The sequence below is a fragment of the Candidatus Phytoplasma palmae genome (assembly GCF_046896035.1).
GTDB lineage: Bacteria > Bacillota_I > Bacilli_A > Acholeplasmatales > Acholeplasmataceae > Phytoplasma > Phytoplasma palmae.
Window position 1 is genome coordinate 1 of the sequence record NZ_JBIPDD010000001.1, and the last position, 24,242, is coordinate 24,242.

Here is a 24,242-nt window from a genome sequence, read left to right on the forward strand (position 1 = left end):
ATGCTTGGAAACTTGCTTGTTCGGTGGTGTGAGGGGTTTAGATTAATATCTAGTAAATAGAAAAACGGTCTAATTCTATCTCGATTAACAAATGGAACAGCTGTTTTAGGATTAGGTAATATTGGTACATTAGCTTCTATTCCAGTTATGGAAGGTAAATCAATGTTATTCAAAAAATTTGCTAACATAGATTCTTTTCCTATATGTGTAGATTCAGAAGATTCAGATGAAATTGTCAATATAGTTTCTAAAATTTCAGCTATGTTTGGCGCTATTAATTTGGAAGATTTTAAAGCTCCTGAATGTTTTTACATTGAAGAAAAATTAAAAGAAAAATTAGATATACCAGTATTCCATGATGATCAACATGGTACAGCTATTGCTGTATCTGCAGCTCTTTTGAATGCTTTAAAAGTAGTTAAAAAATCTATTGAAAATATTGAAATAGTTATTTTAGGTTCAGGTTCTGCGGGAATTGCCGTTGCTAAAATGTTGCTTCTTTTGAAAGCTAAAAATGTAGTTTTAGTAGATAAAGATGGCGCTGTTCATAAAGATTGCAATTGGTTAAACGATATGCAAAAGAAATTAGCATCAGTAACTAATATTCATAATGAAAGAGGAAGCATATCTGAAGTTATAAAAAACAAAGATGTTTTTATAGGAGTATCTAAACCAAATTTAGTTACTAGTCAAATGGTTTCCTCTATGAATAAAGATGCTATTGTATTTTCTTTAGCTAATCCAGTTCCTGAAATTATGCCTGAAGAAGCTAAAAAAGGAAATGCTAGAATTGTTGCTACAGGAAGATCTGATTTCCCGAATCAAATTAATAATTTATCAGCTTTCCCTGGCGTTTTCAAAGGCGCTTTAAAAGCTCGTGCAACTCAAATTACAGAAGAAATGAAATTAGCTGCTATTCATGCTTTATGTTCAGCTCTTCCAGAAAAAGAATTGAATGAAAATAAAATTGTTCCTTCAATTTTTGAACATAATATAACTGATAAAGTTGCTGAAGCAGTTGCTAAAGTTGCTATTAAATCAGGTTTAAGTAAAAAATAATTTTTTCCAATAAGTAAATTTGTGTATTTTTTTAAAAAATACACATTTTTATTTTTTATAGTTGTTTTTCAAAAAAATATAAAAAAAATAATTTAGAATTAACATATATATATGTTACAATTATTAAGAATATAATACTTTTTTCAATAAAAAAAATATGCTGATGTGGCGAAATCGGTATACGCATTTGACTCAAAATCAAACGAGATTAAACTCATGTCGGTTCGAGTCCGACCATCAGTACCAGCAAATAAACACAAGTAATTTGTCAATAATAAAAAAATAAATAAATTATTTTAGTTGATAAAATTTACTTTTGAATGTTTTTTTATTTTTTTATATTAAGAAAAAAAAATTAATTTTATTCAGAAGAGTAATAAAAATGTTTATACCTTTAGACAGGGAAGAAAAAAAAGAAAAATTAATTCATGATCATAGCAACCAAATATCTTTATTTGAACAATATTTAAATAATAATATCGATAATTCTTTTTCTTTTGTTTTTAAAAAAGTAAAAATTAAAGTATTAAAAAAGACTTGGAATTTATATTTTTTTACAAATCAAATAAAAAGCGATATTATACAACGTATGCATAATTTCGAACAAAAAGTAAATAAATTTATAGAAAAAGAAAGTAAAAAAATTATAAGAAATTTAAAGATTAATGTTTTTTTTGAATTAAATCAATTAAATAACTTAGATAAAGAAATTTTTTTTAATCTTTTATACCGTGTTTTTAAAAAAATAAATAAAGATGCAAGTTTATTGAATTTTTTAAAAAATAAGATTATTTTTTTTAATTTTGAATTGAAAATATGTGAATTTAAAATTTCTGAATTGTTTATTTTTGAATATTTATCGAAAAAATATTTTGAAGAAAAAATATATTTTTTTTTAGATGAAATAACAAAATTATTTTTTAATGAATATTCTGTTTTTTTTAACTTTAAAATTTTTATTAGTAAAAATGATTTTATATCTAATAATAATTATTTAGATGTTAGTGAAATTGATAATATTAACAATGAAAATTTATTATGGAATGAAAAATTTTATTTTATTTTAGATTTAATTATTAAACAAAAAAAAGAGAATAAAGTTTTTGAAATTTTTAAATATAAAATTAATTTCGTTGATTTTAAATTAAAAATATGTGAATTTGTTTCGGATTCAAAATTAATTAAATATTTTGTTATTCCTGAAAATTATGTTTTAAACAAGATAAAAAAAACTTTAAAAGAATTAAATTTAATTTTAAAAGAAAAATATGGTTTTTTGTTTGAATTAAAAATTAAAGGAATCGAAGATAAAGAAGATATAGAAGAAAATAAAAAAATGATTAAAATTAATGATGAAAAAAATATTAATAAAGAAAATAAGCAATTCGAATATATTGAGTTTAACAGCATTCCTATTACGCATGATAAAATAAAAGAATTTAGACAAAAATATAGTTATTTTAAAATTAAAGGTTATGTACAACAAAAAGAAGAGTATATTGTAGCAAAAGGGAAAAGCATTTTATTCTCTTTTTATTTGTTAGAACCTTTAGAAAAAAAAGATTCTATTTTATATAGAAAATTTTTCCTTCCTGAAGAAGAAAATTTGATTCATATAAGAAAAGATTTAAAAGAAGGAGTTTTAGTAGAAATAGATTCTTTTGTTGATAAATTTGAAAAAAATCAAGAATTTTATTTTAGTTTTAATTTTGATAAAACAAATTCTTTTTATAAACCTTATAAAATTATAAATTCTGTTCCTTTCCAATTGCAAAGATTAGATGATTATAAAGGAAGAAAAAGAATTGAATTTCATCTTCATACTAAAATGTCTAATTTAGATGCTGTAACTAGTGCGAAAGATTATATCGATACAGCTATTAGATGGAAACATGAAGCTATAGCTTTTACAGATCATGATGGTATTTATGTTTATCCGGAAATTGATAAATATACTAAAAATAAAAATATCAAACCTATTTTAGGATTAGAAATTAATTTTAATGAAGAAAAACCTGTTTTTATCACAAATCAAGAAGATTATACTCATTTTTCTGATTTTAATTTAAAAAATCATAGTTATGTTGTTTTTGATTTAGAAACAACTGGTCTTTCTAAAAATATAGATAAAATAATAGAAATATCAGCAGTAAAAATAGAAAATGGAAAAATAACAGATGAATGTTTTAATGAATTAATTAATCCCAAAATCAATTTAAGTCAAAAGATTATAGAATTAACTGGAATACAAAATGATGATTTAATTAACAAACCTACTATTGAGGAAATTTTTCCAAAATTTCTTGATTTTATCAAAGGATATGTTTTAGTGGCGCATAATGCTTTTTTTGATATAGGATTTTTAGAAGAAGTTATTAAAAAATTAAATTTAAATTTTACAGTAACTCCTGTAATAGATACTTTAAATTTAGCTAGAAAACATTTTAGTTCAGTTTTAAAATTTTTTAATTTACAAAAAATATCAAAATTTTTTAAAATAAAAAACCCTCTTGAAAGTCAAAACCACAGAGCTTTATTTGATTCTTATTCAACTGGTTTAGTTTTTTTAGAAATGATTAAAAAATTAGAGGAACAAAATATTTTTAATTTTTATGATTTAAAAGGTTCTTTACCTTTTATACTTGAACAAAGTTATCATGTTAATCTTTTAGTAAAAAATCAAATTGGTTATAAAAATTTATTTTTACTTTTAAGTGATGCTTTAACTAAAGATTTTTATAAGAAACCAATTATTATGAAATCTAATTTTGTCAAAAATAGAGAAGGGTTGTTAATAGGAAGTGGTTGTTTTGATGGTAAAGTTTTTAATACAGCTTTATATCAAAATGATGAAGAATTAAGTAAAGTTATTTCTTTTTATGATTATATAGAAGTTCAACCTGTAAACGCTTATAAGCATATTATTTGTGAATTAAGCGGTGATAATCAGGAGTATAAAATAAAAATTATTCAAGATACTATTATTAAAATAATTAAAGAAGCGAATAAACAAAATAAAATTGTTATAGCTACAGGAGATGTACATTATTTATCTTCTTATGACAAAATTTATAGAGAAGTTTATATTAATGCGAAATTAATTAGAGGAGGATTGCATAGGTTATCTAATTATGATCATGATAATTTGCCTGATAATTATTTGTTAACTACTCAAGAAATGTTGGATTCTTTTTCTTTTATTGAAGATGAAAAAACAAGAAAAGATTTAGTTATTAACAATACTCATTTACTTAATGATCAAATTGAAAAAATCCAGATATTACCTGAAAAACTTTTTTTCCTTAAAGATAATGCTTTTTCAAAAAATTTAAATATTCCGAGTATTAAAAAAGAAATAGAATTTTTAATAAAGGAAAAAACTAAAGCAATTTATGGAGAACCAATGCATCCTTTAGTTGAAAAAAGAATTTTTTTTGAATTTGACAAAATTATCGATAAAAGTAATAATTCTAAATCTAATCCTAGTATTGCTCCTATATATTATCTAACTTATTTGTTAGTAAAAAAATCAATAGAAGAAGGATTTCCAGTTGGTTCTCGAGGTTCAATTGGTTCTTCTTTAATAGCTAATGTTTTAGAAATAACTGAAGTAAATCCTTTAAGACCTCATTATCGTTGTTCTCAATGTCAATATACTGTTTTTCCGCAAATGAGCGAAGAGGAAAAAAAAGAAAAAAAATATAAAAATTATATTAATTCTAAAAATATTGATAAAAATAATTATAGTTCTATAAAAAGTATTTTTTCAGGTTATGATCTTCTAGATATGGATTGCCCATTTTGTTTTAAAAAATTTATTAAAGATGGTCAAGATATTCCTTTTGAAACTTTTTTAGGTTTTGAAGGAAATAAAACTCCTGATATAGATTTAAATTTTTCAGGTAATTATCAAAGTAAAGCTCATGGTTATATTAAAGAATTATTAGGTTCTGATTATGTTTATAGAGCAGGAACAATTCAAACAGTTGCTAAAAGAAATGCATTTGGTTATATCAAAGGATTTATTAAAGATAAAAATTTAGAAGATAAAATTCGTTTTTGCGAAATAAATAGAAGAACTCATTTTCTAGAAGGTATTAAACGTTCTACTGGACAACATCCAGGGGGCATTGTAGTCGTTCCTAATGAAACTTCTATTTTTGAAATCACTCCGGTTCAATTTCCTGCTAATGATATTACCGCTACTTGGAAAACTACTCATTTTGATTATCATTCATTTGAAAATAATTTATTTAAAATGGATATTTTAGGACATGATGATCCTATGTTAATTAAATTTTTTATGGATTATGTCCATAATAATCCAGAAAAATTTTCTTTTAAACGTTATCAAGATATACCTACAGATGATGCTGAAGTGTACAAAATTTTTTCTCAAACTGTTCAAAATATTTCTTCTTTAGCTATTCCTGAATTTGGAACTAAATTTGTTATTGATATGTTAAAAAATATTTATCAAAAAGAAAAAAAAGACTTTAATTTTTCTACATTAGTTAAAGTTTCTGGTCTTTCACATGGAACAGATGTATGGATTAAAAATGCTCAGGATATTTTGAAAAAACAAGGTGATTTTGAAAATAATACTAAAGGGAAAAATATTTCTTTTGATGATATTATTTGTTGTCGTGATGATATTATGAATTCTTTAATAAAACGAAATGTCGAAAAATTAAAAGCTTTTGAAATTATGGAATTTGTTCGAAAAGGAAAACAACATTCTAATCCTAAAGAATGGAAAGTTTTAGTTAAAGAAATAGAGAATAAAGTAGAAGAATGGTATATAAAATCTTTAAGTAAAATTAAATATCTTTTTCCTAAAGCTCATGCTGCTGCTTATGTTTTAATGGCTGTTAGAATTGCTTGGTTTAAAGTAAAATTTCCTCTTCTATTTTATAGTGGTTTTTTTTCTACTAGAGTGGAACAATTTGATTATGAATTGATGGTTACTAATGATATTCAAGCAATTAATTTGAAATTGTCTTCTTTAAATAGAAAAAATATTACTGCTAAAGAACAAAATATTTTTAATACTTTATTAAACGCTTCTGAAATGATTTCAAGAGGATTTAAATTTTTGCAAATTGATTTAAATAAATCTGATGCATATAATTTTATTATCGAAAAAAATAAATATTTAATTATGCCTTTTATTTCTATTGATGGTTTAGGAAAAGTATTAGCCGAAAATATTGTTAAAGAAAGGGAAAATAAGTTATTTACTCAAAAAGATTTTCTAACGAGAATTAAAATTAACAAAACCCTTCTTAAAAAAATGAAAGATGAATTTAGAATAATAGAAAAATTGCCCGAAGAATAAAATAAATTTTTTATATAAAAAACATTAATATCCAAAAAATATCAAAAATATCTTTTTTTTAATTCAAAATATTTATTATAATAATAACAAGGTAATAAAAAATTTAATATCAATAATTTTGGTATTTTATGTATAATATATTTTTTAAAGTTTTTCACATATACGCATATACATAAAAATTTTATTAATTATTATTACTAGTGTTGTTAAAGAAAATTTATTATAAGAAAATTATTTATTTCTTTTTTATTTATTTTTCAAAATTATATAAAATAATTTTAATAGGAGAAAAAAGTGAAAGTAATAGTTATTGGGTGTACTCATTCCGGCACTGCCGCAGTTAAAACAATGATAAATAATAATGATGATATCAAAGTATCTGTTTATGAAAGAAATGATAATGTATCTTTTCTTTCTTGTGGAATAGCATTATATATTGGCGGAATTGTTAAAGATAAGAAAGGTTTGTTTTATTCCAATCCTGAAGAATTAATTCATATGGGAGCTGATGTAAAATTAAGACACGATGTTTTAAAAATTGATTTTGACAAAAAAGAGATTTTAGTGAAAAATTTAAAAAATAATGAAGAATTTATAGATAAATTTGATAAATTAGTTTTATCTACTGGTTCTTGGCCTGTTATTCCTAAAATAGAAGGAATAAATTCAAAAAATGTATTAATTTCCAAAAATTTAGAACATGCTAATAAAATTATTGAATATGCTAAAAATATTAATAAAATAACTATAGTAGGGGCTGGTTATATCGGAATAGAATTAGCTGAAGCTTTTATTCATCAAGGTAAAGAAGTTACTATGATAGATATTCAAGATAGAGTTATGTCTAAATATTTAGATGAAGAATTTACAAAAATAACTGAAGAAACTTTAAAAAAGAACAACGTTAAATTATTATTAGGTCATAAAGTTACTGATTTTATTGTTAAAAATAATTTAGTAACTCATGTTAAAACTGATAAAGGTTCTTTTGAAACTGAAATGGTTATTATGTGTGTAAGTTTTTTACCTAATACAAAATTAGTAGGAGAATTTTTAAAAAAATCACCTAATGGAGCTATAGAAGTTAATGAATTTTTACAAACTTCACAAAAAGATGTTTTTGCTTGTGGAGATTGCACTAATATTTATTTCAATCCTACTCAAAAATCTTCTTACATTCCTTTAGCTACTAGCGCTATTAGAATGGGAACTATTATTGGTTTAAATATTAAAAATAATGTACAAAAATATTCTGGTACACAAGGAACAAGTTGTGTTAAAATTTTTGAATTAAATATTTCTTCTACAGGTATGACTGAGAATTTTGCTAAGTTTTTAGGTATTAATTGCGATTCTGTTCTTATTAAAGACGCTAATAGACCTGAATTTATGAACAATTTTGATTCTGTTTTATTAAAAATTGTTTTCAATAAAGAAACAAATAAAATTTTAGGTGGACAAATTTTATCTACTGCTGATTTAACTGAAAAAATGAATACTTTAAGTGTTTGCATTCAAAAGAATATGTCTATGAATGAATTAGCTTTTGTGGATTTCTTTTTTAACCCTTATTACAATAAACCATGGAGTTTGTTAAATTTGGCTGGTTTAAAAGCTTTAGATTCAAAAAAATAAATAACATAAACAAAAATTTTAATTCTTTTTAAATTTTAGATTAAATAAATAAATAAAAAATTATAATTATAACTATGTTTCTATTTTTATTGATATATAAAATATATAATAAATATAAAACATAGTTTTATTTATATTAATGTCTATTTTTTTAAAAACTTTAATTATAAAAATCTAATTTATATAATTTTTAAACATTATATTGTGAAATATGGAAATAATTGATTAATTTTCATAAATTTTATACTTTATATTTTAAAAATTATAAAAATTGATTCATTAAAATAAATAAAAATTTTAATATTTAATAAAAAAATTATAATTTTTTTAAATTATAAAAAATAATTTTTTAACATAAGAAAGGTTTTTAAAAAGTAATAATTATGTTTAATTTAATAAAAAAATTATTTCATTGGATAAAAGGTTTATTTAATCCTTCTAATAGATTCTTGAAAAGAAATAACAAAATTGTTGATAAAATAGATAAATTACAAGTTTATACTAGTAAGCTAAGAGATGAAGATTTTCCTAAAGAAACAGAGAGATTAAAGAAACTTTTTAAAAAAGGTTTTTCTTTAGATCAACTTTTAATAGAAGCTTTTGCATTAGCTAGAGAAGCTGCTAAGAGAATAACTGGATTAAATTGTTATCGTGTTCAAATACTAGGGTCTATTGTTTTGCATCAAGGAAAAATAGCTGAAATGAAAACTGGAGAAGGTAAAACTTTGACTTCTGTGTTACCTGCTTATTTGAATGCTTTAAGCGGGGAAAGTGTTCATATTGTCACTGTTAATGAATATTTAGCTGATAGAGAAGCTAATGGATTGATAGGTAAAGTTTTTAAATTTTTAGGATTATCTGTAGGATTAAATATTAAATCAAAAAATATTGAAGCAAAAAAACAAGCTTATGAATGTGATATTTTGTATTCTACTAATAGTGAATTAGGATTTGATTATTTAAGAGATAATATGGAAATGAAATTTTCTAATATTTTAATGAAAAGAAAATATAACTATGCAATTTTAGATGAAGTTGATTCAATTTTGATTGACGAAGGAAGAACTCCTTTAATTATTTCTAATCAAACAAAACAAAATATTCATTTTTATAGGGATTCAGATCGTTTTGTTAAAAAACTGAAAGAGGATCATTATCTTATTGATTTAGAATCTAAAACTATAGAATTAACGGAATCAGGAATTAAAAAAGCGGAAATTTTTTTTCAAACAAAAGATCTTTATAATTCGAAAAATTATATTTTATTACATTGTATTAAAAACGCTTTAAAAGCTTATTTTATTTTAGAAAAAAATAAAGATTATTTAGTAGAAAAAGATAAAGTTTTAATTATCGATCATTTTACAGGAAGAATTTTGCATGGACGTCAATTTAGTGAAGGATTACATCAAGCTTTAGAAGTTAAAGAAGGATGCACCGTTAAAGAAGAAACAGATATTTCGGCAACTATTACTTATCAGAATTTTTTCCGTATTTATAAAAAACTTTCAGGAATGACAGGAACTGCTAAAACAGAAGAAAGAGAATTTATAAATATTTATAATATGCCAGTTGTAGAAATTCCTACTAATAAACCTATGATTAGAGAAGATGCTCCTGATTTTGTTTTTTTAAATTTAAAAGATAAATGGGAAGGTTTATTGAACGAAATAGAATATAGATTTAAAAAACAACAACCTATTTTAATTGGAACTGTAACTGTAGAAGTTTCTGAACAAATTTCAAAAAAATTAAAAAAAATAAAAATACCACACGAAGTATTAAATGCTAAAAATCATTTTAAAGAAGCTGAAATTATCGCTAAAGCAGGAAATAAAGGTTCTGTTACTATAGCTACTAATATGGCTGGACGTGGTACTGATATTCGTCTAGGTGAAGGAGTTAAGGAATTAGGAGGTTTAGCTGTTTTAGGAACAGAAAGACATGAATCCAGAAGGATTGACAATCAGTTAAGAGGACGTTCAGGAAGACAAGGAGATAAAGGATATTCTCGTTTTTTTGTTTCAGGAGAAGATGAATTAGTTGTACGTTTTAGTGGTAGTAAAATTAAAAAATTAATTTCTTTATTGCAACAAAGTAAACAACAAAAAGAACGTATTTCTTCTAATTTTTTAACTAATTTTTTTACTAATTTGCAAAAAAAAATTGAATCTAGCAATTATAATAGTAGAAAATTTCTTTTACAATTTGATTCTGTTTTAGGACTTCAAAGGGATATTATTTATAAACAAAGAAGAGAAGTATTAACATCTGATAATGTTAATATCGAAAAAATAGCTTTAAGTTTGATAAAAAAAACTTTAGATCAAAAAATTGATTTATTTTTCTATAAAAAATTTAACAAAAATAAAAAAGAAGAAAATTTAGTTAATTTTATTCATTTTTTAGAAATTTCATTATTTCCTAAGAATACTTTAAATTTAGAACTTCTTAAAAATATATATATGGAAAATAAAAACTTTTCTAAAATAGAAATCAAAAAAACTCTTTTCCTAACAGTTGAAGAACTTTTAAATAAAATAAAAATTAAACTTAATAATATTAATGAGAAAAAATATTTTATTTTCTTAAAAGAAATTATATTAAACAATATTGATATGCATTTTAAAAAACATATTTCATTAATGCTTTCTTTAAGAAAAAGTATTAATTTTGTTGGTTACGGACAACAAAATATTTTGATGGTTTATCAAACAGAAGGACAAAAATTTTTTAATGAAATGATACAAAATATCTCTTTTGATATTAGTTGTATGATTTTAAAATCATCTGTATTAGAAAATATTATTTCTAAATGATAATAGAAATTTTATTAGGATTTGAAAGGAATTTTATTAAAATTTATGGAAATGTATGAAGTTAATAAAATTTTAGAGAGTCTTAAAAATATTTTAACTGCTTTAGAAGAAAAAATAAATTTAAAAGAAAAACAAAAAGAAATACAAAATTTAAATTTAATGATGGAAAATTCTTCTTTTTGGAAAAAAAATAATAATGATGTTATAAATTTTACTCAAAAACTTCATAGAATTAAAGAACAAATTAGTATTTTTAATAATTTTAAAAAAAGTTTTAACGATTTAAATGTTCTATTTCAAATAACTGAAGAAAATACAAAAGATTTTTTATTATTGATTAAAGAACTAGAATTGATTCAAAAAAAAATAAAAAAATTCGAAATTGATGTTTTATTGAATCAACCTTATGATGAAAATAACGCTATTTTGTTATTACATTCTGGAGCAGGAGGAACTGAATCCCAGGATTGGTGCGAAATGTTATTTAATATGTATCAGAAATATGCTCAAAAAAAAAAATTTAAAATTAAAATATTACATTTACAAGAAGGAGAAGAAGCTGGCTTAAAATCTGTTAGTTTTTCCATAAAAGGACTTCATGCTTATGGTTATTTAAAATCTGAAAAAGGGGTACATAGATTAGTAAGAATTTCTCCTTTTGATTCAAATTCTAGGAGGCATACTTCTTTCGCTTCTTGTGAAGTTCTTCCAGAAATTAATGAAGATATTCAAATAGAAGTAAAAGATGAAGATATAAGAGTTGATGTTTTTAGGAGTAGCGGTGCCGGAGGACAACATGTAAATACTACTGATTCTGCAGTGAGAATAACTCATTTTCCTAGTAATATAGTAGTGAATTGTCAAAACGAAAGAAGTCAAATAAAAAACAAAGAAAAATCTTTGCAAATTTTAAAAATAAAATTGTTACAATTAGCAATTGAACAACAAAAAGAAAAAACACAAAGTTTTAAAAAGAATCAAAAAGATATTAGTTGGGGAAACCAGATAAGAAGTTACATTTTTCATCCTTATCAAATGGTGAAAGATCATCGTACTAATTGCGAATCTGGTCAAATTAATTTAATTATGGATGGAGAAATAGAAGATTTTATTCATGCTTTTTTAAGGAAAAAGTAATTATTAATTCAAAAATTTATCTAAAAATTTCTCTAAAATACTAATAAATGTAAAAGGTTTTTCAATGATACAAAATAAACAATTAAAAAACAGTAATTTATATAAATGGTCATATTTAATTTTTAATGATTTGATTTTAATTATGGTTATTTATTTTTTAACTTTTGGGACTAGATTGAATACTGGAGGTATTGATGGTTTATCAATATTAACAGTTCAATTTTTGGAATTTTTCTTTTTTAAACATAAAATGTCAGATATTATAATTACTAATTTTATGATTTTTTATAATATTTTAGCTTTATTAGTTGGTTATAAAGTATTCGGAAAAGATTTTTTTTATAAAACTGTTGTTTTAGTTATTATATTAAATTTCGGAGTTTTATTTTTAGCTCGTTTTTTTGGAGATGAAAATCAAAGTTTTTTATTACAAATTATTTGTCGAGATAATATATATTTAAAATTAACATTAGCTTCTGTTGTAGGTGGATTTTTTATTGGTTTAGCTTTAAGTAATATTCGTCGGTTAGGATATACTACTGGAGGAATAGATATTTTTCAGAAAATATTAAAAGATATTTGTGGCATTAATTTTATGATAGTAGTATTTTTGACTGATGGTATAATTATATTTTGTTCTATATTTTTCGAGAGTATAAAAGATTTTAATTTATATTATTTTTTAACTCAATCTTCAATAAGATTATTTTTTTCTTTTTTATCTATTTTAATTATTGGTTTTATTATGGAAAAAACAAGCCCTTTAAAAAATAGTTGATGAAAAAAAATAAGAATTTTATTTTTTTTTTTTTTTAAAAAAATTTTTACCTTAGGATTAAATTATTTTTATTATAAGCCAGAAAGGAAAAAAAAATAATGTATAAAAAAGGTTTTTTAAAAATAGAATTATCAAATCCTGATTTAAATGTGGGTAATCCATATAAAAATGCTCAAACTATTATTAAAGTTTTAAATAAAAGTAAGTCTAGTTTTGTTTTATTTTCTGAATTATGTTTAAGTGGGTATTCATCAGGAGATTTATTTTTTGATACTGCTTTTTTAGAAGAAAATTTAAAAGCTTTAAATTTTATAATTAATAATAATAATTTTAAAGGAGTTTATTTTATTGGGATGCCGTTCTTTTTTTCTGAAGGATTAATATTAAATATAGCAGTAGTTGTTCAAAATAAAAAGATTTTGGGAATTGTTCCAAAACAAACAATACCTAATTATAAAGAATTTAATGAAAAAAGATGGTTTAGTTCTGGAAAAATAATAAAAAGTAGAATTATTGATTTTCTTGGTCAAAAAGTTCCTATTGGTGATATTTTATTTATTAATAAAAAATTTGATATTATTTTTGGTGTAGAAATATGTCAAGATTTATGGAATATTGAATCCCCTAGTGATTTATTAGTTTTAAACGGAGCTCATCTTATTTTCAATTTATCAGCTTCTACTGAACATATTGGTAAAGTAAATTTTCGTAAAATGGCTGTTTTAAATCATTCTAGAAAACAAATAGGCGGATATTTTTATACTAGTAGTGGTATTACAGAATCTGTTACAAATACTATTTTTTCTAGTCATAAAATAGCTGCTGTTTTAGGTAATGTAATTGGTGAAAAAAATTTATTTGATGAAGACAAAAATTTAATTGTAGATGTTTTTGTCGATGTTATTAAATTTCAGCGTAGAGTAGATACTACTTTTGCTGATCAAAAAATAGGTAAAGAATTTCCTTTTTTAAAATCTTATTTTCAATTAGAAGAAACTGAAAATTATCACTTTGAAAAGCCTTTCTCACCTAAACCTTTTGTTGAAGTTCCAGAATTAAAAGAAAATTTAAAATTATCACACATTATTCAGGTTAAATCTTTAAAAACTAAAATATTGAATATTAAAAACGCTAAAATTATTTTAAAACTAAGAGACAGAATAAATGAATTTTTAACTCTTATGGTTGCTATTCAAAGTTTAAAAATGAATAAAATTTCTTTAGATAATGTAATTGTTATAATAGAGAAAAAATATTTTAAAGAAGAAGAATTATTTTTCTTAATTAATGAATTTTTGACAGAATTAGGAATTAATTCAATTATGGATAAAAAATTATTTTTAAGTAAAAAAATAAAAGACAAAAAAATAATTTTAGAAAGTGATAATTTATCTGAAATAGCTTTAGGAAAAGTTTCTTCGAAATATTGTGATTATGACTATATATATAATGTTAATTTAGGGATACCTAACACTTTAATGGCAGAATTAATTATTTTTTATTTTGAAGAAAAAATTATATCTATAAATCCAAAATTAAAAGAATTTTATTTAAAAAAAATAAATGAATTTTTATCTTTAAAAATTTTAATAGAAGATTTTATTTTATTTCATCGTTTGAATAACAATTTTAATACAGAAAAAATAGCATATTTAATTAGTAAAACTTTTATGTTAACTTTTGAAAAAAGTTTAGAATTGACTAGAAAATATATTAAAAAATTTTATAATTCTCATCATAAGAGGCAACAAATGGCTCCTGGTCCTAAAATTATAGAAAATAGTGTTTCTTTTAGAACGGAATTACAATTGCCCATTTTTTTAGATTTTATGAATTAAATTAATATATAAAAAATTAATAAAAAATATTTAAAAATTATTTTAAAGAGGGAAAATGAAAAAAAAAGTAATTATTGGAATGTCTGGAGGCGTAGATAGTAGTGTATCTGCTTTTTTATTAAAAAAACAAGGTTACGAAGTAGAAGGAATTTTTATGCGTAATTGGGATAGTAGTTTGAATTATGATATCCAAGGGAACCCCTTTATTAATGAAAATATTTGTCCCCAAGAGCAAGACTTTAAAGATGCTTTGGCTGTAGCTCAACAATTGAAAATTAAACTTCACAAAGTTAATTTTACAGAAGAATATTGGAAAGAAGTTTTTTCTAATTTTTTATCACTTTTAAAAAAAAATTTAACTCCTAATCCAGATGTTTTATGTAATAATAAGATTAAATTTTCAACTTTTATAGATTATGCCTCTAAATTTAACCCTGATTATATAGCTATGGGTCATTATGCTAATATTACCTATATAAATAAAAAACCAGTTTTAACCAAAGCTTTTGATAAAAATAAAGATCAAACTTATTTTTTATCTCAATTAAAACAAAAACAATTAGAAAATATTATTTTTCCCTTAGGGCATATTACAAAAGAATCTGTAAGAAAAATTGCTTCAGAGTTAAAACTCATTAATGCTAATAAAAAAGATTCTACAGGTATTTGCTTTATCGGGGAAAGAAAATTTTTTTCTTTTTTAAAGAATTATTTAAATTTCCAAAAAGGTCCTATTAAAGATGTCAATAATGTTTTTTTAAAAGAACATGAAGGAGTAATAAAATACACTATTGGCCAAAGAAAAGGATTAAATTTGAAAGTTACTAAAGAAAATTCTTCTCCTTGGTTTGTAGTAGGAAAAGATTTGAAAACCAATACTCTTTATGTTGATCAAAATATTGATAGTCCTTATTTATATAGTGATTCTGCTATAGTTGTGGATATTGTATGGAGAAGTTATGATATTTATCAAAATAATGGTAAAATGAAAATGAAAGCAAAATTTCGTTATCGTCAACCAGATCAAGACATAGAAATGATTTGGTTAAACGAAAAAACTGTTAAAATTTATTATCCTCAAAAAATAAAATCAGTTACTCCTGGGCAAATTTGCGCTTTTTATAAAGATGAATTTTGTTTAGGTGCTGGTATGATTAAAGAAGTTTTTTTAAAAAATAAAAAACTTTTATATGTTTAATTTTTTATAGTTTTGACGTTAATATTGTGGGTTTAAATTAAAAATAAATAGAAAAAAAATAATAAAGAAAATTATATAATTTTAAATTGGAGTTAAAAAAATTGTTATTTAATTTAATAAAAAGAAACAATAATAAAATCGAAAATGAAGAATTTTTGTATAATAATTTAGTCAAAACTATTTGCAATTATATCAAAGATAAGAATATTTTAGAAAAAATTAATCAATGTTTCTTTTTGGCTAAAAAGAAACATGAAAATCAAAAAAGAGTAACAGGAGAAAATTTTATTATTCATCCTATTTCTGTCGCTCAAACTTTAGCTGATTTAAAAAGTGAGCCAAATACTTTAATGGCGAGTTTATTGCATGATGTATTAGAAGATACAGATTTAACTTATAAAGAATTAAAAGAAATAGTGGGACAGGATGTAGCTGATATAGTCCTGAATACTACTAAATTATCTAAATTAGTTTTTAACCAAAAACAAAGAGAAATAGAAAATCAACAAAACATGTTTTTGGCTATGGCTAAAGATATTAGAGTTATACTGCTAAAAATAGCAGATAGATTGCATAATATGAAAACTTTACAGCACTTAAGACCAGATAAACAAATACGTATTTCACAAGAAACTTTAAGTATATATGTCCCTCTAACTCATAGATTGGGTTTATTTTCTATAAAATATCAATTAGAAGATTTAGCTTTTAGATACATTAATCCTGAAAAATATTATTATATTTCCAATTTAATTAACATGAAAAAAAACGAAAGAGAAAATTCTATAAATAATATTATTCGAAATATAAAAAAATTATTTTATAAATCTAATATTAAGAATTTTTCCATCACAGGAAGAAGTAAAAATATATATAGTATTTTTAAAAAAATGAAACAAAGAAAATTAGATTTTACAGAAATTTTCGATCTATTGGCTGTTAGAATTATTGTGGATAAAGTAGAATTGTGCTATTATTGTTTAGGCATTATTCATACTCATTATTCTCCCATACCTTTAAGATTTAAAGATTATATAGCTATTCCTAAATCTAATTTATATCAATCCTTACATAATACTGTTTTATCTAAAGATGGTTTATTATTTGAAATTCAAATAAGAACCAAAGAAATGGATAAAATTGCCGAATACGGCATTGCTGCTCACTGGGGTTATAAAGAAAATAAAGTTTATTCTAAAGAAACCAAACAATTAGAAATAGTTAATAAATTAAGATGGTATAAAGAATTAATTAAAATTACTGAAGAATCTGAAAATTATTTCAATAAAGATTCAAAAAATTTTGTAGATGCGATTAAGAATGATATTTTAGGGCAAAATGTTTATGTTTTTACACCTAAACAAGAAGTGTTTGAATTTCCTTCAGGTTCAACTTTAATTGATTTTGCTTTTAGAATACATTCAGATTTAGGATATAAAATTACTAATGGTTTTGTAAATGGAAAAATTGTACCCATAAATTATCAATTAAAAAATGGTGATGTAATTTCTATTAAAACTAATTCAAATATTTTAAGAGTTAAACAAGAATGGTTTAATATAGTAAAAACTAGTTATGCGAAAAAATTAATTAAAAGATTTTTAAATAAACAAAAACAAGAAAAAATGTCTTTATCCCAAATAGGAAAAGAAATTTTACACAAAAAACTTATTTTTTATAAAATAGAAGATTTTAAATTAGACAATAATTTTATTAATATCAATTTTAATAAAACAGAAATCAAAAATATAAATGATTTTTATGAAGCTATAGCTAATAAAAAAATTAACATTAATAATGTTATTGATAAAATAAAAAATTTAAAAAAAATAAAAAATCATAATTTTTTATTACCTGATAAAATCAAAAACTTTAAAAACAAAAATATTAAAAACCAAATAGATATTTTCATAGAAGATAGACCAAATTATAGAACTAAATTAGAAATAGCTAATTGTTGTTCTCCTGTGAGAGGAGAAGAAATTATAGGTTTTATTACCAAAGAAAAAGGCGTCAAAATTCATAAAAAAGAATGTCCAAATTTAAAAAATTTTGATAATGAAAAATTAATTAATTCTTTTTGGAATCAAAATTCTAATTCAAAATATAGTGCTTGGATTTGTATTATTGCGAAATATGATACTTCTTTAGTTAATGAAATTATTAAAAAATTAAATTTTTTAAAAATTGATATTTTAAAAATTAAATTTTTTAAAAATTACGAAAATTCAGAAATTATTATTCGTTTACGAGTTTCACTTTCTAATATAATAGAAATGAAGAAAATATTTTTTTCTTTATCAAAAATGAAAAATATTTATCAAATATATAGAGGAATAAATTAATCGATAATTACATGAAAAAAATACAAAAAATAAATAAAATAAAAGGTACTAAAGATTTAATATTCGAGGAATTAGAAAAATGGAAATTTGTTGAAAATAAAGCAAAAGAACTTTTCAGTAAATATAATTTTCATGAAATAAGAACCCCTATTTTGGAATATAATGAAGTTTTTTATCGTTCTAATCAATTTTCCGATATGGTTATGAAAGAAACTTTTAAATTTAAAGATAAAAAGGATAGAATATTAGTTTTAAGACCAGAAGGTACTGCTTCTATAGTACGTAGTTATATTGAAAACAAATTAAATTATTTAGAAAAGACTTATAAATTTTTTTATATAGGACCTTTTTTTAGATATGAAAGACCTCAAAAAGGTCGTTATCGACAATTTCATCAAATAGGAGCTGAAACTCTTAATTTGAAAAATTTTTTATCTGAAATAGAAATTATTTTATTAATTCAAGATTTTTTACGAATTTTTAATCTTGAAAATGCTTTAATCAAAATTAATACTTTAGGGGATAAAAATACTCGTGATAATTTTTTAAATGTTTTTTACCCATATATTGAAAAAAATAAACAATATTTATGCAATTTATGTCTAAATAGGATGGAAAAAAATATTTTAAGAATTTTCGATTGCAAAAAATGTCGTGAAAAGGAATTTTTTCAAAAAACACCTGTTATTTTAGATTTTTTATCAGAAGATTCTTTTTTAAAATTTGAAAAAACAACAAATATTTTAAAAAATAAAAAAATTAATTTTCAAATTGATCCTAAATTAGTTCGTGGATTAGATTATTATAATGATTTAGTTTTCGAAATTATTATTCCTTCTTATGGCAAAGAAATTGTTTTAGGCGGAGGAGGATCATATAATGAATTAATTTCTTTATTTGGAGGAAAAAATTCTAATAGTATAGGATTTGCTTTCGGTTTAGAGCGTTTAGTTGAAATTTTAGATGAACAAAATTTTTTTAAACATTTAAATAAAAAAAATAATTTAGATGTTTTTTTGTTAGTTTTAGAAGAACAATTTTTATTAAAATCTTTTGATTTTCTATATAAACTAAGAAAAAATAAAATTATATCTGAGATGAATTATAATAATTTTCATTTTGAAAAAAATTTTAAAAAAATTTTAAAAGAAAAACCAAAATATATTATTTTTATAGGAAAAAAAGAAATTCAAAATAATAAGTTAACTATTAAAAAAATTAATACTGATTTTGTGTACACTTTAAATGAAAAAGAAACTATAGAATTTTTAATTAAGGAATTATCAAGTGAAAAATAAATATATCGTAAATAATGAAATAAATGAAATAACATTTCAAAAAATAGGACAAAAAGTTCATCTAAAAGGATGGATTTCCAGAAAAAGAAATTTAGGTAATAAAATTTTTTTAATTCTAAAAGATATTTCTGGTAATATTCAACTAGTTGTAGATAGTAAAAATGAACAATATAAATTAATTTCAGAAATAACAATCGAAAGTGTTGTAGAGATAGAAGGAACAGTAATCGAAAGAATTAATAAAAATTATAATTTAAAAAACGGAGATATAGAAATTTCTGTTGCCAAAATTAATATTTTTTCTTTAGCTGAACCGCTTCCTTTAAATGTTTTAGATAAAATAGAAGCTGCAGAAGAATATAGGTTAAAATACCGTTATTTAGATTTAAGAAGAGAAGAAAAACAACAATATTTAATTCAGAGACATAAAATAACCCAAAATATTAGAAAAACACTTTTAAAAAATAATTTTTTGGAATTAGAAACACCTATCTTATCTAAATTAGTCCCTGAAGGAGCTCGAGAATTTTTAGTACCTTCTAGAATTCATGAACATAAATTTTATGCTTTACCTCAATCTCCACAAATTTTTAAACAATTATATATGATTGCTGGTTTTGAAAGATATTTTCAAATTGCTCGTTGTTTTAGAGACGAAGATTTAAGATCAGATAGACAACCAGAATTTACTCAAGTTGATATTGAAACTTCTTTTTTTAATAGAGATAAAATTCTCTCATTAATAGAAGAAATTATATATGAACTTTTTAAAGAAATTTTGAAAATTAATTTAAAAATACCTTTTTTAAGATTAAAATATGAAGATTGTATGAATTTTTATGGTAGTGATAAGCCTGATTTAAGAATAGATTTATTAATTGAAGAATTTACTGATTTTTTTGAAAAAAAAATTTTAATTAATCAACAAACTCAAATCAAAGGAATTAAATTTAAAATTAATACAAATGAAGAAAACAAATTAAGCAATAAAAAAATAAATCATTATAAAGAATTGTTAAAAAAACAATATAATTTAGAATTAAACGTTTTAACTAAAAAAAATAATATTATCAAAGGAAAATTTAGTGAATTTATTAAAAAAGATTTTTTTTCTCAAGATAATGAAATTTGTTTTTTTACAATTTTATCCCTAGAAAATAAAGAATTTTATAATAATGCTTTAAAAGCTCTAGGTTTTTTAAGAAATAAATTAGGAAAAGATTTAAATTTTATAAATACTGATAAAGAATCTTTAATTTGGGTAGTTGATTTTCCTTTATTTGAATTTAACGAAAAAGACAAAATATACTATTCTATGCATCACCCTTTTACATCTCCTTTAGAAATTGATTCATTATGGCACGAAAAACCAGAAGATATAAAAGCAAATTCTTATGATTTAGTTTGGAATGGATATGAAATAGGAGGCGGTTCTTTAAGAAATTATAGATCAGATGTTCAAGAATTAATTTTTAAAATATTAGGTTTTTCTGAAAAAAACATAGAAAAACGTTTTGGTTTTTTTATTAAATCTCTTAAATATGGAACTCCTCCGCATGGCGGTTTTGCTTTAGGATTAGATCGTTTAGTAATGCTTTTAACAAAAACTAACAATATTAAAGATGTAATTGCTTTTCCAAAAACTCAAAGCGGACAAGATTTAATGTTAGAAACTCCTAGTTTTATAGAAGAAGAAAATTTATCAGATTTAAAAATTAAATTACTAAAAAAATAAAAAAGGAATATTGTGTTTAAAAAAAAATTATCTGTTGATTTGAATAAAAATAATTTTTATATTATTTCTGTAAGTGGTGGAATTGATTCTATGACTTTATTGCAATTTTTATATAAAGAAAAATATAAATTAGTTGTAGTTCATTTTAATCATTTATTAAGGAAAGAATCTTTTAAAGATAAATTAATAATTCAAAAATATTGTAATGACAATAATATCCCTTTTTATTATTTTGAGTTAAAACTTTCCTCCCAAAATATTCAAAATGAATCCAGAATATTGAGAAAAAAAAAATTAAAAGAAATTGCTTTTTTATACAAAACTAATTATATATTAACAGCTCATCAATTAGATGATTTGTCGGAAACTATTTTTTTTAAACTTTCTCGCGGAAGTTCTTTATTAGGATATGCCGGAATGCAAGTAATTTCTAAAGATGATGATTTCTTTTTTTTAAAACCATTTTTGTATATTTCGAAACAAAAAATTATCGATTATGCTTTGAAAAATAAAGTTTCTTTTATAGAAGATGAAACTAATAATTCAAATAAATATACTAGAAATAAAATAAGAAATCAAATAATTCCTTTTTTTAAGTCTATTAATAATAATTTTTTAAAAAATATTAAACATTTTCATATGCAAATGTCTGAAACTTATGATTTTATAAGAAAAAAAACCAATATTTTTTTAAAAAAAAATAAAAAAAAGAATGGTTTTTGTTTGAAATCTTTTTTAGAGCTACATGATATTGTGCAACAAGATATTATTTTATTTTTGTTTGAAAAACATAAAATTAATAAAAATTTTTTTTTAATAAAAAATATTATTAAAGGAATAAAAAATTTTTATAAGCCCAATATTAAATGGGAATTAAACAAAAAATGGGATTTTATAAAAACTTATGAATATTTTGATTTAACGAAAAAAGAATTAAAAAATAAATTTTTTCATCAAAATAATAAAAAAATTTTATTATATTCTTGTACAAATAGAAAATTATTATTTTTTTGTGATAAAATAATAAAAGTAAATTTTAATTTAAATAATATTTCAACACCATTTATTTTAAGAAAAAGAATTCCAGGAGATATTTTGCAATTTCCTTTCGGTACAAAAAAACTAAGGAAATTTTTAATTGAAAAAAAAATTATTTCTTTCGAAAGAGAACAATTATTTTGCATAGTAGATAAAAATAATGTTATTATTTGGATTCCTGAACTTTATATTAATTCCACTTTAGGAAATAAAAATTTTATTTATTTAGGTTTAAAATTTTTATAAATGTTAATTAAATTACATTTGGATAATTATTTTGGTTTTTATTTATATAAAGATATAAAGTTAACAGGAGTTTTTTCAGTATGATAGATTTATCTGTTTTTTGGATTCAAATTAGAACTTTTACTGCTTTTTTTATCGGTTTATTTTGTGGTTTTTTATTATTTTCACTTATGTATTTGTTTTTTATTATTAAAAATTTTAATAAAACTTTTCATCAATTAAAAGTTAAAAACAATAAATTAACAAATGAACAAATGAATGAATTTATAATAAAAGCCCAACAAAAATTTAAAAAAGATATTAAAAAAGATAAAAATGATTATATATTTTCTTTATGGCGTAATATTCATGAATTAACTTATAAAATATCGTCTAGTTTTTTTCCTGATTCAGAATTTCCTTATTTAGAATTAACTATAGATGAAAGTTTAGTTTTAATCAAATATCTTCATCACCGTATTGAAGAATTATTTCAAAAAAGAATTATTTTTGTTTTTAAAAAAATGACTTTAAGAAGAATTTTTACTTTAAAAAAGCAATTAGTTGATAAAAAGTATATTGATAATTTTAAAAAAACAAATAAATGTATTAATTTAGTTTCTAATACTTTGAATTTGTTTAATCCTTTTCATTGGACAAAAAAAATATTTTTTAATACTTTTTACGAAACTATCATTTCTAAAATAGGGTGTTCTATTATTGTTATTACAGGAGAAGAGGTTTATAAAATTTATAGCAAAACATTATTCACTGCAGATCAAAATTTGAATAAAATTTTAGCTACTTTAGAAAAAGAAATTTTAAAAAAAAATAAAAAAAAAAAATAAAAAAAAAGATATAAATAAAATGATATAATTTTTTGTATGGATACGAAAAATAATATTATTAATTGGTTTCCAGGCCATATGAAAAAAACTTTTAAAGAAATAAAAAATAATTTAAAATTAGTAGATATGGTTCTGATTATTTTAGATGCTCGCATACCATTTTCGAGTATGAATTTTGAACTTTTGAAATCTTTAAACAATAAACCTGTCTTAATTTTATTAAATAAAAGTTCTTTAGCTGATTCTTCTAAAAATAAAATTTTTATTGATTTTTTTAAAAAAAAAAATCTTTTCACTTTAAATATTGATGCTAAAGAAAGAAATAATATTAATTTAATCATTCCTAAAATTAAACAAATAATAAAAAATTATACTTTTAAAAAAAAAAGAATTAACAATTTGTTGAGAATAATGATAACAGGTGTTCCTAACGTAGGAAAATCTACTTTAATAAATTGCTTAGTTAAAAAAAAATCTACTCAAACAGCTGATACTCCTGGAGTTACTAAAAAATTACAATGGATTAATTTGAAAGATAAAATAAAATTATTAGATACTCCTGGAGTATTATATTTTAAAAATTTAACTATAGAAAATGGTTGTTCTTTATCTATTTGTGGTTGCATTAAAGATAAAATGATTCCAAAAGAATTTGTCTTAAATTATTTTTTTTCTTATTTAAAAAAATATTATTATGAAAATTTAAAAAATTGTTTTAATTTATCTGATGAAGAATTAAAACAAGAAGACTTATTAACATTAATTATCAACAAAAACTATAATTATCAAAATAATATATCTAATAAAAATCAAATATTTACTATGATTATAAAAAAAATAAAAAGCGGAAAAATAAAAAAAGTTAATTTTGACTTAAATCTTTATAAAAAAATGATAAAATAATACTAGTTTTTTTAACTAAAAAATTATTTTATTTTTTTTTAATATTAA

Annotated in this window: 13 protein-coding genes, 1 tRNA gene and 1 pseudogene; all 15 read left to right on the top strand. The window is 21.4% G+C overall.

The window, feature by feature from the left end:
• Window positions 1-84: 84 nt before the first annotated feature.
• A pseudogene (locus tag ACHMP6_RS00005) lies at window positions 85-1,059 on the top strand (NAD(P)-dependent malic enzyme); the annotation flags it as partial.
• 159 nt (window positions 1,060-1,218) lie between these two features.
• Window positions 1,219-1,305, top strand: a tRNA-Leu gene (locus ACHMP6_RS00010).
• Window positions 1,306-1,441: 136 nt separating this feature from the next.
• On the top strand, window positions 1,442-6,397 hold the full coding sequence (gene polC / locus ACHMP6_RS00015; RefSeq protein ID WP_412097478.1) for a DNA polymerase III subunit alpha: 4,956 nt from the start codon (window positions 1,442-1,444) through the stop codon (window positions 6,395-6,397).
• Between the two features lie 294 nt (window positions 6,398-6,691).
• Window positions 6,692-8,032 (top strand): FAD-dependent oxidoreductase, encoded by a 1,341-nt coding sequence (locus ACHMP6_RS00020; RefSeq protein ID WP_412097479.1) that lies wholly within the window; start codon window positions 6,692-6,694, stop codon window positions 8,030-8,032.
• A 383-nt stretch (window positions 8,033-8,415) separates the two neighbouring features.
• Complete coding sequence (gene secA / locus ACHMP6_RS00025) at window positions 8,416-10,851, top strand: preprotein translocase subunit SecA (RefSeq protein WP_412097480.1); 2,436 nt, start codon at window positions 8,416-8,418, stop codon at window positions 10,849-10,851.
• Between the two features lie 45 nt (window positions 10,852-10,896).
• Window positions 10,897-11,988, top strand: a complete 1,092-nt coding sequence (gene prfB / locus ACHMP6_RS00030; protein ID WP_412097481.1) for a peptide chain release factor 2 — start codon at window positions 10,897-10,899, stop codon at window positions 11,986-11,988.
• 64 nt (window positions 11,989-12,052) lie between these two features.
• Window positions 12,053-12,766 (top strand): YitT family protein, encoded by a 714-nt coding sequence (locus tag ACHMP6_RS00035; RefSeq protein WP_412097483.1) that lies wholly within the window; start codon window positions 12,053-12,055, stop codon window positions 12,764-12,766.
• Window positions 12,767-12,864: 98 nt separating this feature from the next.
• A complete protein-coding gene (locus ACHMP6_RS00040; protein WP_412097485.1) occupies window positions 12,865-14,604 on the top strand; it encodes a nitrilase-related carbon-nitrogen hydrolase in 1,740 nt (579 codons plus the stop codon).
• Window positions 14,605-14,659: 55 nt separating this feature from the next.
• Window positions 14,660-15,802: a tRNA 2-thiouridine(34) synthase MnmA gene (gene mnmA / locus ACHMP6_RS00045; RefSeq protein ID WP_412097486.1), complete on the top strand. Its 1,143-nt coding sequence runs from the start codon at window positions 14,660-14,662 to the stop codon at window positions 15,800-15,802.
• Between the two features lie 86 nt (window positions 15,803-15,888).
• Complete coding sequence (locus ACHMP6_RS00050; RefSeq protein WP_412097488.1) at window positions 15,889-18,147, top strand: RelA/SpoT family protein; 2,259 nt, start codon at window positions 15,889-15,891, stop codon at window positions 18,145-18,147.
• A gap of 11 nt (window positions 18,148-18,158) precedes the next feature.
• Window positions 18,159-19,445 carry a histidine--tRNA ligase gene (gene hisS / locus ACHMP6_RS00055; protein WP_412097490.1) on the top strand — a complete coding sequence of 429 codons (1,287 nt, stop codon included), beginning with the start codon at window positions 18,159-18,161 and terminating at the stop codon, window positions 19,443-19,445.
• Complete coding sequence (gene aspS, locus ACHMP6_RS00060) at window positions 19,435-21,180, top strand: aspartate--tRNA ligase (RefSeq protein WP_412097491.1); 1,746 nt, start codon at window positions 19,435-19,437, stop codon at window positions 21,178-21,180. The genes hisS and aspS overlap by 11 nt, the downstream gene beginning before the upstream one ends.
• 12 nt (window positions 21,181-21,192) lie before the next feature.
• Window positions 21,193-22,464, top strand: a complete 1,272-nt coding sequence (gene tilS, locus ACHMP6_RS00065; RefSeq protein ID WP_412097492.1) for a tRNA lysidine(34) synthetase TilS — start codon at window positions 21,193-21,195, stop codon at window positions 22,462-22,464.
• An 80-nt stretch (window positions 22,465-22,544) separates the two neighbouring features.
• A complete protein-coding gene (locus tag ACHMP6_RS00070) occupies window positions 22,545-23,291 on the top strand; it encodes a hypothetical protein (RefSeq protein WP_412097493.1) in 747 nt (248 codons plus the stop codon).
• 36 nt (window positions 23,292-23,327) lie between these two features.
• Entirely contained in the window at window positions 23,328-24,194 is an 867-nt protein-coding gene (ylqF, locus tag ACHMP6_RS00075) for a ribosome biogenesis GTPase YlqF (RefSeq protein WP_412097494.1), read from the top strand.
• Window positions 24,195-24,242 lie beyond the last annotated feature (48 nt).

Bases quoted from the DNA above. Each gene is read 5' to 3' on its own strand.
- hisS (WP_412097490.1), top strand. From the start codon at position 18,159: ATGAAAAAAATACAAAAAATAAATAAAATAAAAGGTACTAAAGATTTA.
- ACHMP6_RS00070 (WP_412097493.1), top strand. From the start codon at position 22,545: ATGATAGATTTATCTGTTTTTTGGATTCAAATTAGAACTTTTACTGCT.
- ACHMP6_RS00040 (WP_412097485.1), top strand. From the start codon at position 12,865: ATGTATAAAAAAGGTTTTTTAAAAATAGAATTATCAAATCCTGATTTA.
- ACHMP6_RS00035 (WP_412097483.1), top strand. From the start codon at position 12,053: ATGATACAAAATAAACAATTAAAAAACAGTAATTTATATAAATGGTCA.
- prfB (WP_412097481.1), top strand. From the start codon at position 10,897: ATGGAAATGTATGAAGTTAATAAAATTTTAGAGAGTCTTAAAAATATT.
- secA (WP_412097480.1), top strand. From the start codon at position 8,416: ATGTTTAATTTAATAAAAAAATTATTTCATTGGATAAAAGGTTTATTT.
- ylqF (WP_412097494.1), top strand. From the start codon at position 23,328: ATGGATACGAAAAATAATATTATTAATTGGTTTCCAGGCCATATGAAA.
- polC (WP_412097478.1), top strand. From the start codon at position 1,442: ATGTTTATACCTTTAGACAGGGAAGAAAAAAAAGAAAAATTAATTCAT.
- mnmA (WP_412097486.1), top strand. From the start codon at position 14,660: ATGAAAAAAAAAGTAATTATTGGAATGTCTGGAGGCGTAGATAGTAGT.